We start from the raw sequence: 15,303 nt of genomic DNA on the forward strand, positions 1-15,303 counted from the left end.
AAAAAACGGACGTCGAACGGTGGCCGAACGATGAGGACTGCCCCACCGCCTGGTCATGTGGGTCTGCCCTATACTTTGGCGGCGCCGTTGACAACCAGGTGATGACCGGAAATCCAAGCTGCATCGTCACTTGCCAGGAAAAGCACGGCGCCTTCGACATCGGCGACAGAGCCCAAGCGCGCAAATGGCGACAACTGTGCCAATGCCTGATAGTCATTTTCCTGAAGGTTTGCGATGACACCGGCGTCACGTAGCGGCCCCGGTACCACACCGTTCACCGTGACGTTACGCTTGCCCATTTCCTGCGCGAGACATTCAACGTAAAGCCGGCCGGCGGCTTTGCTTCCGGCATACGCGGTGAAGCCTGCGTTCGGTACGATCGTCGTAGTGGACGAAATCACGATGATGCGTCCACCATCGGTAACATGGCGCGCACTTTCGCGAAGCGTATAGAAGGTGCCAAACACATTGGTTTTGGTGACAGCCTCGAACATCGCGTTATCGATTTCCGTGATCGGTGTGTCGATAAGCTCCCGCCCGGCATTGGCCACGACAATATCGATGCGCCCAAATCGAGCCAGCACTGCTGCGAATATGGCTTTGACAGCGTCCGGGTCGCTGATGTCTCCCCCGATGGCCATTGCTTGAGCGCCCTCAGCAACGAGAGCCTCGACATTTCGGTCGGCTGCGGCAGCGTCAGTGTTGTACGTCAACGCAACGGAAGCCCCCTCTCTGGCAAAACGACGTGCCAGGGATAATCCGAGCCCGCGCGATGCGCCGGTAATCAGTACAACTTTGTTGGTCATTCGCATGATCAGATTCCGTTGATGCTGCGTTCTGTAGAGGTTGCGTTGCCCTGCCACTGGACAAGTTCCTGCTCGACTTTGGCCATTTTTGCACGCATTCCGCCCATCGCATCGGCACCCAAGGCCGCGTGTACGGGTGGATGATCCGCCTCCATCAGGTTGATAATCGCCAAAGCCCCTTTTCCTGGAACATTCGGCTGCTTACCTTGCAGACCACCTATAGCTACACGGAACTTACCGACGGGTGTGCCTTCATAGTCATCGATTTTTTGCTCGACGTAAGCCAGTGAGCGACCCGCAAATTGGGTCTCGAATACACCGATGGTCAACACAGTCGTGGCGATGTTAAAGGGTGCAAGTTCACCTGCCAGTGCTTCCCCCAGGATGTCAGTAGCGCCCTTAGCGGCCGAGTACACGCCCATGCCCGGGTAGCCAATGAAGCCACCGATTGCGGAGAATTGAATGATGTGCCCGCTGCGCTGCTTGCGCATCGCAGGGGTTACAGCGCGAATGATGTTCAGGCCGCCAAAGAAATTCAGATCGAATACACGCCGCGCTTCTCGATCCGTCATTTCTTCAACTGCACCCACTGTGCCAGCACCCGCACAGTTGGCGACAATGTCGATACGTCCAAAGTGATCCAGCACCTGGGCCACACCCGTTTTGACCGCCACATCGTCTGTCACGTCTACCAAAACGCCCATGCCCTGCGCAGCATGTTTACCGTTATAGAAATCCACTTCTTCTTGCTTGCGAAAGGTGGCTGCGACTAGCGCACCTTTTTCCAGCAGTTGATGCACTAACTCGCGCCCCAATCCCGATGAGGCACCAGTAACGAGGACGACTTTGCCATTTATTGATTTCATTCTCTGCTCCGGGGTTTGGCTATTCACCGGATGTTAGGTATTGGGCCTCCCCCCAACAAGCCGGTTTGGCCAGATTCAACTTCCCGCTCATTGGACGCTCCTTCCCAGCGAAACATTGCCGAATAACCACATAGTTCTAGACGGTACCCTTGGAACTCTTCAAGATTAAAAATTGCCTTCCTATGATTGGGCCATACGTGAATCGGCTGGACCTGAACGATCTGTTTATTTTTGTCAATGTGGTCGATCGCGGTGGGTTTACTGCCGCAGTTGCAAGTACCGGTATGCCCAAGTCAACGCTTAGCCACCGCATGCAACAATTGGAGGGCGAATTAGGTGTGCGTTTGCTCAGCCGAACGTCGCGTCGCTTCGGTATGACCGAGGCAGGAGAAGAGTTTTACCAGCACGCACTGGCAGCGCTGCGAGAAGCGGAGATGGCAGAAATGTCAGTGCGTCAGCGGTTGTTGGAGCCCGTCGGGACCATCCGGTGTACCGCTGGAGTCGCGACCATGAATTTCGCCATGGCGGGCATGATCGCTGACTTCCTTCGTGTCTATCCCAAGATCAATATGGTCGCTCATGCAGCCGATCGAACCATCGATATTGTTGGCGAAAATTACGACGTCGCCATCCGGGCGCATGAGGCTCCATTGCCGGACTCCGATCTTGTCCAGCGCATGCTCGGGGTCGCTCCCTGGTTTCTGTTCGCCGGATCAAGCTATCTGGCCGAACATGGCGCACCGGCCACGCCAGCGGAGCTAAGCAGCCACGCCTCGATTTTCTTTGCGCGAGCTAATGCCCCCATGAACTGGCGGTTGCGCCATGTCACTTTATCGATCGAAGAAATTGCTGTGCCCATCATGCCGCGGCTGCAAAGCGAGGACATGCTCAGCCTGCAACATGCAGCTATCAGCGGGCTTGGGATTGTGGCCCTGCCGAGTTACATCGCGCGGGCGGCCGTTGCGCGTGGTGAGCTTCATCGAGTTCTGCCCGAATGGATAGCTGGCGATGCCAGGATCACTGCACTGGTACCTTCCCGCAAAGGATTACTGCCGTCAGTACGTGTTTTCTTGGATCACTTGGCTTCGGAGTTTCCCAAGATCCTCTAGCTGTAAAGCCATCCTTAATACGCTGGGCAAATCGTTGCAGCGGCTTCTCCGTGAATACAGCACATTTTTTTACCGAATACAGCAACTACGGCGGCACTACCGAGCGGGTAGGCGCCGAAGATAGGGGGAGTTCTCGACGTCCATTCCACCGGACACAGATTCCAGAAACCCCGTCTTGCTGGGTCAGGTACGCGTTCCTACCATGGTTTCTTGCCTCTCATCCTCGACGGCACTAACGATACCTGATCTGGAATCTATGACTTTGACAATCACACGACGCGGCGCGATAGCTTTGGGAGCACAGGCAGTGCTGGTTGCAATGACGGCAGGCGCTGCTACGTTTGCCTCTAGTGCAACGCGCAGCTCCAGTAAAACTAAAGAGACCCCTCGGACTGGCAAGCAGTTTGACGTGGTGATCGTCGGTGGTGGATCTGCCGGTGCCGTCCTTGCAGCACGTCTCAGTGCCGACCCGCTGCGCAGTGTGCTGCTGCTCGACGCAGGTCCCGACTTTGCGCCCGACCGGTATCCAGCAGTGCTGACGAACGCCGACCTAGTTGCCGCCTCTCCCGAATACGACTGGCATTACCATAGTGACGACTCAGCTCGGATAGGTCACGACATAGCCATCCCACGCGGCCGAGTGATCGGTGGTAGCTCCGCGGTCAATGCTGCTGTGGCGATGCGTGCGCGTCCTGCCGACTTTGCGCGCTGGGCCGGACGCGGAATCGAAGGTTGGGCTTGGCCGGAAGTGCTGTCCGCCTACCGAGCGATGGAAAACACGCCAACTGGCGAAGATGCATGGCATGGCCGTACCGGCCCATTTCCAGTGCGTCAGCGCACTGCTGCGCAGAATACTATCTCAATGCGTGCTTTCGTGGCGGCTGCCGAGTCAGTTGGACTGCCGCTCGTGGATGACTTCAACGGCGCGCGCCAGCACGGCGTAGGTCCCTACCCGTTGAATGTCATCAACGGCACCCGAATCAATACCGGCATGGCTTACCTGAGTGCAGACGTGCGGGCTCGCGCCAACCTCACTATCCGCGGCCACGCTGAAGCCGACCGCGTCCTGATAGAACGAGAACGCGCCATAGGTGTATTGCTAGTAGACGGCGAGATAGTTCCAGCCGGCGAAGTAATCTTGTCGGCCGGTGCCATAGGCAGCCCCGCTATCCTGCTACGTTCCGGTATCGGCCCACAAGGCCATCTTCGCGAGATGGGAATCGCCACCGTCGCTGATCTACCGGTAGGTGAACGGTTGCAAGAACATCCGTTTTTCTTCAACGTCTACGCGCTGAAGACCTCCGCAATTGCTATGACCCCAGCCGGCGGCGCCATCGCCTGGACTCGTTCGCAACACGCCGCACCGGACGATCTGGACTTACATATCTCCGGTACACACCTGATCGACCCAAAGGCAAGCCCTACCGGCGGTGCGATAGTGCTGGCATGCGCCGTCACATTACCTAAATCCAACGGTAGCGTACGCTTGACCAGCCGTGACCCCCGAGTTGCGCCGAACATTCGGTACAACTTTTTTGAACAGGAAAATGACTTGGATCGCATGGTCGAAGCTGTAGAACTGTCTCGCAAGATTGGCCGCAGTGCACCGTTTGCTGACTTGGTTGACCATGAAATGACACCGGGTAGCAGCGTACTTGAAGGCAAGGCTTTGCGACAAAACATCGTAAACAATGTCGCCGGCTATCAGCACCCCACGTCGAGCGTGCCGATGGGCGCGGACGGTGACAAGGCCGCCGTAGTCAACAATTGGGGCGCGGTGCGAGGTATCGCGGCACTGCGTGTTGTGGATGCCTCTATCATCCCGGATATCCCATCGGTGGCGACAAATCTTACTACTATCATGCTAGCCGAACGCATTGGTGCCCACCTGACTCGATAATTTCCCCGAACGCAGCGTAAAACTGGAGCATCAATGATTGGATCGCTAAAGCCGAACTCTGCAATAAGAACCATAATCTGAAATTGAATAAAATATACGGAGACCGTTGAGCAAACGCCGTCAATAGACGATAAATTGCAAATTAGAAGTTTGGCCGAAACAGCGCCGCAACTGCGGCGCGAGCCAAGAATGGTTTATTTTTATGTCGGACATATCTAGTGCTTATAAAAAAGAGCCAAACTACAGAAAGACTATTTATAATTACCCTAAGTATCACACATATAAATATAACCATTAAATAAGATAAATAAAGCCAGGAAGTTAATGCCTTACATTAAGAGAATTGAAATCTTAGAGAACTATAGAGAAGAGAATAATTTCCCCTTCTATTTGCCTTCAATTCAATCAATTAGCAAAATCGAGCTTCATCCCGTGATAAATTTTTTCGTTGGAGAAAACGGTGGCGGTAAGTCAACCCTCTTAGAGGCTATTGCAGTTTCATGTGGCTTTAATCATGAGGGAGGCAGTAAGAATTTCAAGTTTTCTTCCAGCGATGAAAAATCCCTACTGTCCAAGGCATTGCGCTTGTCACGCACAGCAAAGCGACCTCGAGATGGCTATTTTTATCGCGCAGAAAGTTTTTATAATGTAATTACAGAGATGAATAAGTTGGATTGCGGACCTGGCGGGCCAGCTATTAAGGACTCATACGGTGGAAACGATCTTCATACGAGGTCTCATGGGGAGGCTTTTATGGATCTGATTTTACATCGATTCGGAGGAAACGGATTGTATTTACTAGACGAGCCTGAATCTGCGCTATCTCCCCAACGCCAATTATCTCTGCTGGTACGTATAGCGGAACTCGCAAAACAAAATTCGCAGTTCATAATTGCAACTCACTCACCAATTTTAATTGCTTACCCGGGCGCCAGAATTTGGGAGTTTACCAATAGTGGATTGGTAGAGAAGGAATATTCAGAAACTGAAAACTACCTAATTATGAAAAGTTACTTTGCTAACCCTGAAAGCTTTATGAGCAAACTATTTGATGAGAAGCATGATTTTTAGTTAGTTCAGGCACTGAAGAGCATCGATGGCTAGAGCGTTTATCAAGATCGCTGGCGCAAAAAAATGAATTGTTGCCGATCGCGGCTTAATAAGTACGACGGTATTATTGCCTTGTTTAGCGTAGATCGAGATGCCGCCGATTTTGAGGAGAATGGCCACTTCTTGCCGAAAGCGGTAGCCTGGTACGGCAGGTTTCGGCTAGAAGCGCACTCGACAGTTAGCCGCTGATGTCTATACGCTGATCGATCTGGTGAAAGCACACCACTAAAAGGAGCAGTCATGTTGGTAGTTGCCGTTGATCGAGATAGCGTTCATGCGGGAGATGATCTGGAAAGTCATGCAATATCGATCACATTCGATCAATCAGCAACACTGCGCACCTTGATCGAAGTGATACAAGATATGGACTACCTACCTCGTATCAGTGGAGGCAAGGCCACTTGGGTTGTTTATTCATCTGGCAAACCATTAGGTGTTTTAGCCCAGCAATGGCCAGAACCTAAATTGGTCGTGCGCCCCGAGAGCATCGTGGATCAATATTTCGGAAATATCGAGCCTCGCCTACTTTTCAGATATTGGTGTCAGGCAGATCCAGATGAGGTCTTTTCGGATGCCCAGGCCGGAAATGAACTGCCATCACGATTTTAGGATGGGCAGGAGGCATTGCTTTAAATCAATGCGAGATTACTGCTGTGGGTCGAGAGCCGCCTCCCGTGAACGACTGCTGTTGGCCGATTGCCGCCCTTCGCAACGGGCAGCAATCGGCCAAAAGCGGTCTCTCGCGGGCAATGACGCTTACACCAGCAGAGGCGAGATACACCTTGGTAACGACTTCGTAACCTTCAGTCTACTGCTGCCGCTTTTTCCTCAGCCCATTACCTACAGCTATGCGCCCGTAAGCATACCTTTGATCTGCAACATCTGTGAGCTTCTGCTACATCAATTCCATTTTCCCTCCTGCCGGAAAGCACGCATGTGCATAGGGTCGACTCTCTCTCCCTAGCAACTCCTGCACCTAGAGTCTGGCAAAGCATGGATAGGCTTATGGAACGTATACGAATAGAATTTCACCAACATGAAAGCGATCACTCCGGGAATTAGCAGCATGGAAAACTACTACATTGAACGGAGACTTTTCGTCGGAGAAGACCCCATTTCAGAATCCGATTGCTTATCTGAAGGGGGGATCATCGTCGTACTGGCAGAGCCTGGTGCAGGCAAAACGGAGCTTCTTAACAGTTTTGCACGAAGATTAGGCGTCAGAAGCCAGCGGGCTAGCATCTTTCGTTACAGCACAACCGTCCCGACGTCTGCGGTGATCGTGATAGACGCGCTGGATGAGGTCGCGAGACAAGACCCGTCTGCAGTCGAACAAACCATCGTCAAGACATTCGAGTCGCAAGCGTCGACTGTCGTGTTTGCTAGTCGGTCATCTGAGTGGGGCAATGAACGAAATCGCTTCATAGAAGACTGCTTTGGCATCAAACCTAACGTCGTGCGTCTGAGCCCATTCGATGAGAGTGAACAAAGGGAGTTATTCGAGAGCCTTTTTCCCGAGGAAAAATTCGAAGCATTCCTGAGTGAAGCAACGAGATTCGGGCTATTGCCGATCCTCGGCAACCCGATGTTTTTCAAATTGTTCGTCGAAGGCTATATACAAGGCGGTAGGTTTTTCCATTCAAAGCATCAGATTTTCAAAGACGCAATCGACCGGCTTGCCAGTGATGATGGCAAAGGGGGCAGTCAAACGAGGAGACCACCGATCTCGCAGGTCGTTTCAGCAGCATCGGAAATGTTCGCAAAACTATTGTTATCAGGCTCGACCGGTGTTTCAACTGTCGAGCAACTGGATGAGCGTGGCTATCCCTACGTTTGCAGCGTCATCAAAGAGAGCACCCATGCTCTCAGTGCCCTTAATAGCCGAGTGTTCACCTCGACAGTAAATGCTGATTTTCACGAGCCTGCGCACCGGATAGTAGCCGAATATTGCGCCGCTCAATACATCGCGCAACGTATCAGCGATCCTACCGATCGATTGTCTCTACGCCGGTGTCTGGCATTAATTGCGCCAAATTCGGTCGTCCGGGACGAACTTCGCGGCTTGCTTGGTTGGCTTGCTGCTCTGGGTAATCAAGCATTACAAGAAACAATCATAGAAATTGATCCCTATGCAGTGTTGGCCAACGGTGATCCAGCACAGCTCACGGCAAAATCAAAGCAACTGTTACTGCGCAGCCTGCGTAAATTGTCTGAGTCAGACCCCTATTTTCGGCGTTCGGATGCGTGGCGCCAATTCAATCTCGTCGGTTTTTTTACTGACGATGTAGTCGACGACATCAAAATTATTCTGCGCGGCCGTAGCGATGATTCGCACCTCCCCCAGCTCATACTCGAACTGTTACACAACGCTGAAGCGGTCGAACCGCTGACCGTCGACCTTCGAGTATTCATGCTCAATTCAGCCAACGAATTTACCAGCCGACTGCTCGCCCATCGATGCCTATCGAAAGTGCCAGGCTATCGCTCAATAAATGATTTCGAGCAGCTACTCGACGAGGGTAGCCCTGATGCATTGATGATTGCGGCGAGCTTTGTCAGCACCCCCTCATTGCGCCCCATAGAAAAGAACCTAATTCTCCGGCTTCTCCGTCAGTTTGCGTTGTTAGGTGATGCTATATTTGATTCCGGGCCGCAACGAAGCACCGATGTTCGTTACTTCATTACACAGTTAGTTAACTCCCTCAGCTATGACCACACTGTCTGGCTTCTGGACCATCTGACCGCCGGCTTGACCTGCACCTGCAACGCGGCGAGCGAGTTTGATTGCCATTGCCGCACAAGCATTAGCAAAATTGTCGCTCGCTTGCTTGATCAATATTTCGAGCTTGGCGAGGAAGAGCACAATCCTAAGCACATCTGGGGCTGGTCAAAAAACCTCAAATTTGAACGCGAGGCGTCCTCTAAGGAGAGCCGTGCAGTCGCATTTTTACAAGAAAACGATGAGTTGCGGCAATCAATACACATTCTGGCGTTTGAAAATACGACGCAACCTAGCCAGATTTGGGAAATGATTTGCCATCTACGCTGGGGCTCCCCTCATGAGGGACTACGGTTCAAACATCAGGATGTCGACGCCATCGTTGATTATGGCTTCAATACCAATAACTTAAAGCTTTGGGAAGCATTCGTGCCCCCCCACAACCGGCACTCAAAAGAAAAAAAACAGGACACTCTGCGCTTTAAGATGCGCGCCCAGGCTCGTGGTAAGCCAGAGTTTATGGCGCAATGGATTCGGCTCGATCGTCATTGGCGCAGTTCCCAACACCCTCTCCAATTTTTGCGACGCAATAAACGATTCAAGCTTCGAGACCAATTGGTCCGGGATTCTAACCTAGCCCACCTCCAAGCCAATCGAAGTCGAATTGAGCAAGGCGTCGATTGGTGGTGGAATCAGCATTTCGCACAAAACTATCTCTATTTCCCCGAGGATCTGCCGAGGATTGTTGACGACATCAACACAGCAGAAAAAGCTCTCGCCAACTGCATTGTCTCGCGCTCGACACATACTCCAACGCTTGGAGAACTCGCAAGGGGACATGGACAACATATAGTGGGTGTTTTACACGCCGGTTGTTTGATTCATTTCCGTATGAACGGGTCACTCGCGGACATAGACGAAAAAATCTTGCGTGCCGTGAAAACCGATCTCGGAGGTGCGAGGTGCTACAGAAACGGTGAAATCGAGTTGCTGGAGGCGGAAGTTGATGCTCGGATTTTTCAATCCGAAACAGATATCGAAGTGTTCGCACGCGAGTTTATTGAGCCCACCCTCTCAAATCCTCAAGGGGAGCACAATAATTTATGGTTTCTTGAACATAAAGTTGCCTTTCAGTTTTTACAATCTAAATTGGGCGCCGAATGGCTCGAACAGCACAACAGCGCACCGCTGGAAACGATTGGCAGACTTTTTGATCTCTGCGCGAAGGTCTGCAGCCGCTCGTATTTGGTCACACTGATCGAAAAGCGTTGTCAGGAACTGCTCTGGACGGCAGGTAAAGCAGAGGACGATGTTACAAAAGCGCGCAGAAAATTCTGGGCGTTGCGACATTTTTTCTTTTCCGATACCGATGCATTCGATATGTGGAGTGATGCCTTGTCCGAAGCTGATAGCATATTTTTTGTGGAACAGCGCGCTGGCCGGTTCAACCACGGCGAAGCAACAGGCTGGCCAACACTCAATGCAAATAAAATATTTCTGATTGTCGAGACCTACGTATTGGTTTGGCCGAAAGTCCCTCTGCCTAGGTCTTGGGGTTCAGACTCGCCAAAAGAAGAAACGGCGTACCGCTTCATCAGAGATGCGATTTGGCGAATTGAGCAGGATGACCCTATCAGGAGCATTCCCGTCATCAATAGAATGCTTTCAGATTCCAGATTTTCTGATTTCTACAATGATCTGCGCAGTATGAAAATGGCTGCCATCCGTAAAAAGGGGGTGCGTGATTTTAGATTAGCGACGCCCTCTGAAATATTTGCGCTCATAGATGAAGGCGGCATTGCGTCCGTCGAGGATATGAGAGCCTTGCTTGTTGAGGAGTTGGAATTAGCACAGCGGTGGCTCAAGGGTGCAGAAACCGATCCGTTAGAGATGTTCTGGCCGCAGGGCAAGCGCGTAGATGAAAACACTGCGCGTAATAGGATAGTAGAAAGGCTCCAGCTGCGCATGACGGCACTCAATACGTCGGTAGTCATCGAGCATCATATGGCTGGCTCAAATCGATGCGACTTTACCGCAACCAAAATTATTGACGGCCGCAGCCATCTCCTCGTCTGCGAAGTTAAAGGGCAGTGGCACCCGAAGCTCTTCACCGCCGCGGCTAACCAGTTGAACGATCTGTACGCTGTCCACCCGGATGCGGCCTCGCAAGGTATTTACCTGGTTTTATGGTTCGGGGCAGACGTCAAAGTAGCCGGTAAAACTAACCATGGGTATACGACTCCCGAGGAGCTTTGCAGCGCAATATCGACAACCATGCCCCCAGAGCTTCACGGCCTAATTGATGTCCACGTGCTTGATCTCTCAAGGTGATATCGCTTTATCCCTCCCCGCACCTTTTATCGAATTGGCTATCAAGCGAGGCCTAGCGACCTGTCATGGGGGGCTTCTATCAGCCAAAAGCAGACAATTATAGACGGTCAGAAGCGGCCGTTCAGTTTCGGGTTGTTGTCGACATGGTAGTGAATTCTGGAAGATGACGACTGCATTTCTGAACCAATATTTCTATAACTCCACGACGGCTTGCTGTTACCCTTTTCAGAGGGCCCCGCCGCAGCTCTCAAAGAATCGAGCTCGATCTACTGCAAGCGACAATTAAACGATAAGTTGCGCGAGCTGTGCTGGTAGATGCAGCGCCTAAACCACCGTCAATCAAAGGAATGAAGGACCTAGTCATGAGCAAAGAATTAAACAACCAAGTCGCTCCACCACTTCTGAACGCCCCTCTGACCATTACTCTGTCGATCAGTGAATTAAGACACCTGAATGCTTACCGAGAGGCGGTGTATGCGCTTCAAACCGAAAATTGGCCTACTGACGCTAAAAAAGGTTCGAGGCCTGACGCGTATCGTAAGCATTTTAGGGAGCAGCGAGACGCAGCAAAAGAGGCTTTGGTGCAAATGCTCAATGATGCCGTTAGTGCGTAGCCAGTTTGCGCTGAAAAATAGGAAAAATTGTAGCTGTCACCCCCGGCGCGTTATTCATCAAGGAGTCAAAGATGCATCCAATCGAAAAGGAAATTCTTCTCGACGAGGAAAGTCCAGTTTTTAAAGCAGAAGCAAAAGGTAATGGTGTAGAGGTTCATACTGCCAATGATCTCGAGTTTTACATCGTCCGTTGCGGAAAAGCTCTAAGCCAATTAAGCGGCTCAATGGACAAAGCTCGGTTGTCGCTGGAGCTATTGAATACCAAGTACCTTGACTCTATTTCTACGGAAGATCGGTCTAGAAGCGCTTTAATAGAGATGATGGTAGAGAATGGCATCATTAGAGTTCAATCAATATATGATCGGGCGCTAATTCTCACCAATAATATTCTAGATCTGGGGATTGACAATCAGTACATCCATCATCCGCTGATTGTCACGAACGAAAATGTTGTACGATATGGTTTGGATAAACCTCTCAAGGCATTTAGTAAGGCGTGTAGCGAGTTCAAAACTATAAGAAATAGGGTGATTCACCATGATCGCTTCACTGCGGAGCAGTTCGATCAGTTATCCTTAATCATCAGCGCAGACCACTTGGCTAAGACAGTAGGTAGGAAGGGGGTTGTAAATGAAGATGTGCTGCGTGCGGTGATCAAGAACTACCTTAGCTCTAAGCAGGAAGAACTAACCAGTTACCTGGACGGAATAGAAACACGGCTTCATGAGCTTTATGACGTCATGCTGCCGGTTTATATTCATTACAAGAAAAAGTTTCGTAGGAAATAAATATTGCGATACCCAATACAAATTAGAGTCTAAGAGCTAAAATTTAGCGGGAAATAACACCGCACACCACCGACCCTTGAATGAGTATTTCGCAATATCCTCTGAACTAACAGCGTACAGTTTTTTCAGCCCTGCCGCTGTCTGAATTGCTATCCTTTCGATGAGAAACAAAGTGACTACTTTTGGCCGACTCCCGTCCGTCGTGACAGGCAGAGGGCGACCCAAAGCGGACACTAACGATTAAGCTAACAAACGACCAGTGATCAATTTAATATATCGCGTCACGTTTTCTCAATTTTTATATTGTACTTGTTTTCCATGTAAGAGATGAATTCTTCGATGGCTAATGAGATTGCATCAAGGATATGGGTGTACGCCTCTTTGGTTAGACTCCTGTCTATTGCAAAGTGGTGGACAATGCCGTGGCGATACTGGATTATTTCTGAGATTCTATTCTCGAGAAATATTATTGATTGTCCGATACGTTTCTTCTTGAATAAGATATTTCTTACGTCAATGTTTAGCCAGTCTTTGTATGCTTTGTTTAGCTGCTCAAGATTTTGAAATGTGTAGCTTTCCGCTATTATGCTTTCAATGCTTTGTTTGTTTCTATGTACGTTTAGTGCTGTAGTGAAATCAATTTTTGCCTTGTGCGTTTCTCTTTTTTCTAAGGCGTGTTTGTCGTAAGCAATTAAGATTTGAAATGCTTGCGAGAAGAAGTATTCAAACATTGCAACTGCGAATGGTACTAACCCGTTATAAATTATCCGGCTAGGATCCATGCTGTTTGCGAGCTCATTGAATTCGTCAATTTTATTGCCGGTTTTTTTGAGGGGGGTTATCGATGGGGGAGGGAGCGCATATTTCACTGATGATATTTGCTGGGTGATATGTTGATATATTCCGGATATTCCTCTGCTTATTGGAGTGCTTTTATCCTCCCATAATGGCGCATATTTATTGGTGCCGTAGTCGCCCTTTATTGTTCCGCCAAACCTTTTTCTCGCGCCTCTGAGAACTTCGTTTAGCATTGCGACATCGTGCCAGCTTGCACTGTATAGGTTTCGCACATGTAATGCCCAGCCGTTTTCAGTGATTTTTTCCTCTTCTGTTGATATAGGATAGATGTCAGCCGAAACACCATCGATAGACTTAAAATCTTGGCTATCGAACCATGAATAATTCAGTGTTCCCTTGGGCCAATCCCAAAAGTGGCCGCACCTCACAAAGCCAAGGTTTTCTAGGTATTCACCAAGCTCTTTTCGAGATGCCTTCTTGGGGTACAGGGTAACGTCTCTTCCCATAATTCGTTAGTTCCAGAAAAGCTAGTGGGGACTGCCAAATTACTATAGGTATGGCAACACATGTGGCGTATAAAATTCCACGTCCATGCGTAGCCCCCTTGAGCCAGTTGAGTCCAGCGTTAGAAACGCGACGCGGGCAGCGGACAAAAAGCGAAAAGATCTGCACGGATGTTACGAAGTCGTTGGTAGTGTGTCTATGGTTGAGTCTGGGTTGATTGCCCCCTACGTAAGCGTCCGCTTTTGGCCGATTTCTGCCTGTCGCGACCGGTTGAAACCGATATCGCCGCGACGATTCAGCCACAAAATTTTCAGCCTTTACGCAATGCGCCTCCTCTTTTGCTGTCTGTAACCCTGACTCCGCAAAAGGAAAGGCTTCATGTCGATACGCCCTCTGCTCTGCCTGCTTGCATTGCCGTTGTTCGCAGGCTGCCAGTTTTTGCCCCATACCAACTACTTTACCGCGCCCGAAAACGAGCCCAACCCTGCCTGGGTACGTATCGTCGACTACACGCAGCACGCCGAAATTTACCAATACGAAAACGGCAAACGTTCGGGCGGCGCCGTTCGCACCGGCCCCCTGCCGTTCACCCACACACAGGACGTGGGCATGCCAAAGGCAGGGCAAGACCTTACATGGGACTATTACGAAACGCAGATCCGACCCGGTATCGAAACGCAAGTGGATCTATTCTGGGAGGGGACACGCACTCGTTCCTGCTATGTCTCGACTAAGTTCACGCCCCAAGCCGGACGCTATTACCAGTTCAGGCTGACATCCGGCTCATCAGGCAACTGTAGGTTATACGCATCACTGATCGAGCGCGACAAGGAAGGAAGCGGTTGGCATCTCACGCCAAACCCGCAGGTGACCTATAACGGCGATGGACCGACGGCCAAAACCCATTACGAGAACAGCCGCTTTGAGAACCCCAATTATCGTCCACCCGCGGATCTCTATCCGGGGATAGACGTTTACTAAACAGGTAAACGACTACAAGGAATCGTTGATTGGCTAGCGCAAAATACTTCCGAATGATCGGTGAGCGAGCCTCAGAGGATCTGTTTGCATGGTCGGCATTTGTCGTGCAAACAGAATTCCTATGGCAAGACACGGCGTCAGTCCAGGACGCTGTCGCTTGGCAGCGTGTTTGGTTCGAGCTGGAAATACTCAACGGGCTTGCATTGGCGCAATGGGAGGATGAGGGAAAGCCTGATAACTGGTCGTGCCGCTGGAACGCCGACTATCGACAAGAAGCGGCGGTCCTGGCGAATGAGTTGTTGGAGCTGCTGTGCGATGCAGTCTGTTCAAAACATGCCGAATAGAAACTCGGCTGCTCAATGAACCTTTGTCTTTGGGGACTTGTCATTACGAAAATGGGCATGACCCGGTATATCCGGCTAGACCTGTCGCAAGGTGAGTATATGGAAGACATAGATGATTTTAGATTTAGATGCCACGAGCTACTAGTTGAGCTTGATGCCGCCAATACCAAAATGATGATGATGGTGGTCTCGAAGAGAGTTTCAGGGCCTGATTGGGATGAGGAAGTCAAAAAGCATCATGAAGCATACAAGGCCTGGAACTCTTTTCTTCATCCCGTTACCGTCCCTCCAGACGATCAGCATTAGTTCTTATTAAGTGGCCAGAAGGTTCCCGAACAATGGGGCTGGGCACGACCAAGTGTTGTAAATGCTTCTATCGTATCGGGCCGGAATCAGTCTGGGGTATCGCCATTGCCAGCTTTGAGTCGAAAGC

Annotated in this window: 13 protein-coding genes; 10 read left to right on the forward strand and 3 right to left on the reverse strand. The window is 50.6% G+C overall.

The features are described 5' to 3' along the window. Positions 1-68 precede the first annotated feature (68 nt). Positions 69-812: an SDR family NAD(P)-dependent oxidoreductase gene (locus tag BM403_RS01975; protein ID WP_056861412.1), complete on the reverse strand. Its 744-nt coding sequence runs from the start codon at positions 810-812 to the stop codon at positions 69-71. A gap of 2 nt (positions 813-814) precedes the next feature. Next, positions 815-1,672 carry an SDR family NAD(P)-dependent oxidoreductase gene (locus BM403_RS01980; protein ID WP_056861411.1) on the reverse strand — a complete coding sequence of 286 codons (858 nt, stop codon included), beginning with the start codon at positions 1,670-1,672 and terminating at the stop codon, positions 815-817. Positions 1,673-1,821: 149 nt separating this feature from the next. Here BM403_RS01980 and BM403_RS01985 point away from each other — a divergent pair, with 149 nt between their 5' ends. The 7 genes from BM403_RS01985 to BM403_RS02015 all read left to right on the forward strand — a co-directional run bounded on the left by BM403_RS01985 (position 1,822) and on the right by BM403_RS02015 (position 12,243). Continuing rightward, on the forward strand, positions 1,822-2,781 hold the full coding sequence (locus tag BM403_RS01985) for a LysR substrate-binding domain-containing protein (RefSeq protein ID WP_234010441.1): 960 nt from the start codon (positions 1,822-1,824) through the stop codon (positions 2,779-2,781). A gap of 256 nt (positions 2,782-3,037) precedes the next feature. Next, on the forward strand, positions 3,038-4,681 hold the full coding sequence (locus BM403_RS01990) for a GMC family oxidoreductase (RefSeq protein ID WP_056861409.1): 1,644 nt from the start codon (positions 3,038-3,040) through the stop codon (positions 4,679-4,681). A gap of 324 nt (positions 4,682-5,005) precedes the next feature. Beyond that, entirely contained in the window at positions 5,006-5,752 is a 747-nt protein-coding gene (locus BM403_RS01995) for an AAA family ATPase (RefSeq protein WP_093541395.1), read from the forward strand. A gap of 279 nt (positions 5,753-6,031) precedes the next feature. Continuing rightward, positions 6,032-6,400, forward strand: a complete 369-nt coding sequence (locus BM403_RS02000; protein WP_082463679.1) for a hypothetical protein — start codon at positions 6,032-6,034, stop codon at positions 6,398-6,400. 457 nt (positions 6,401-6,857) lie between these two features. Beyond that, positions 6,858-10,841 carry an NACHT domain-containing protein gene (locus tag BM403_RS02005; RefSeq protein ID WP_139237933.1) on the forward strand — a complete coding sequence of 1,328 codons (3,984 nt, stop codon included), beginning with the start codon at positions 6,858-6,860 and terminating at the stop codon, positions 10,839-10,841. A 362-nt stretch (positions 10,842-11,203) separates the two neighbouring features. After that, positions 11,204-11,455, forward strand: coding sequence for a hypothetical protein (locus BM403_RS02010; RefSeq protein ID WP_058410964.1), 252 nt, complete (start codon positions 11,204-11,206; stop codon positions 11,453-11,455). Between the two features lie 71 nt (positions 11,456-11,526). Next, positions 11,527-12,243: a Cthe_2314 family HEPN domain-containing protein gene (locus tag BM403_RS02015; protein WP_093541399.1), complete on the forward strand. Its 717-nt coding sequence runs from the start codon at positions 11,527-11,529 to the stop codon at positions 12,241-12,243. Positions 12,244-12,524: 281 nt separating this feature from the next. Here BM403_RS02015 and BM403_RS02020 read toward each other — a convergent pair whose 3' ends face one another. Continuing rightward, on the reverse strand, positions 12,525-13,547 hold the full coding sequence (locus BM403_RS02020; RefSeq protein WP_093541401.1) for a hypothetical protein: 1,023 nt from the start codon (positions 13,545-13,547) through the stop codon (positions 12,525-12,527). A gap of 376 nt (positions 13,548-13,923) precedes the next feature. On the opposite strand from BM403_RS02020, the gene BM403_RS02025 reads away from it, so the two are divergent. The 3 genes from BM403_RS02025 to BM403_RS02035 all read left to right on the forward strand — a co-directional run bounded on the left by BM403_RS02025 (position 13,924) and on the right by BM403_RS02035 (position 15,176). Beyond that, positions 13,924-14,526, forward strand: a complete 603-nt coding sequence (locus BM403_RS02025) for a hypothetical protein (protein ID WP_015371108.1) — start codon at positions 13,924-13,926, stop codon at positions 14,524-14,526. Between the two features lie 29 nt (positions 14,527-14,555). Beyond that, a complete protein-coding gene (locus BM403_RS02030; RefSeq protein ID WP_015371109.1) occupies positions 14,556-14,870 on the forward strand; it encodes a hypothetical protein in 315 nt (104 codons plus the stop codon). Between the two features lie 99 nt (positions 14,871-14,969). Next, entirely contained in the window at positions 14,970-15,176 is a 207-nt protein-coding gene (locus BM403_RS02035) for a hypothetical protein (protein ID WP_032883549.1), read from the forward strand. The last annotated feature ends 127 nt before the right edge of the window (positions 15,177-15,303 follow it).

This window comes from Pseudomonas sp. OV546, assembly GCF_900116845.1.
In the GTDB taxonomy this organism is placed as follows: domain Bacteria; phylum Pseudomonadota; class Gammaproteobacteria; order Pseudomonadales; family Pseudomonadaceae; genus Aquipseudomonas; species Aquipseudomonas petroselini.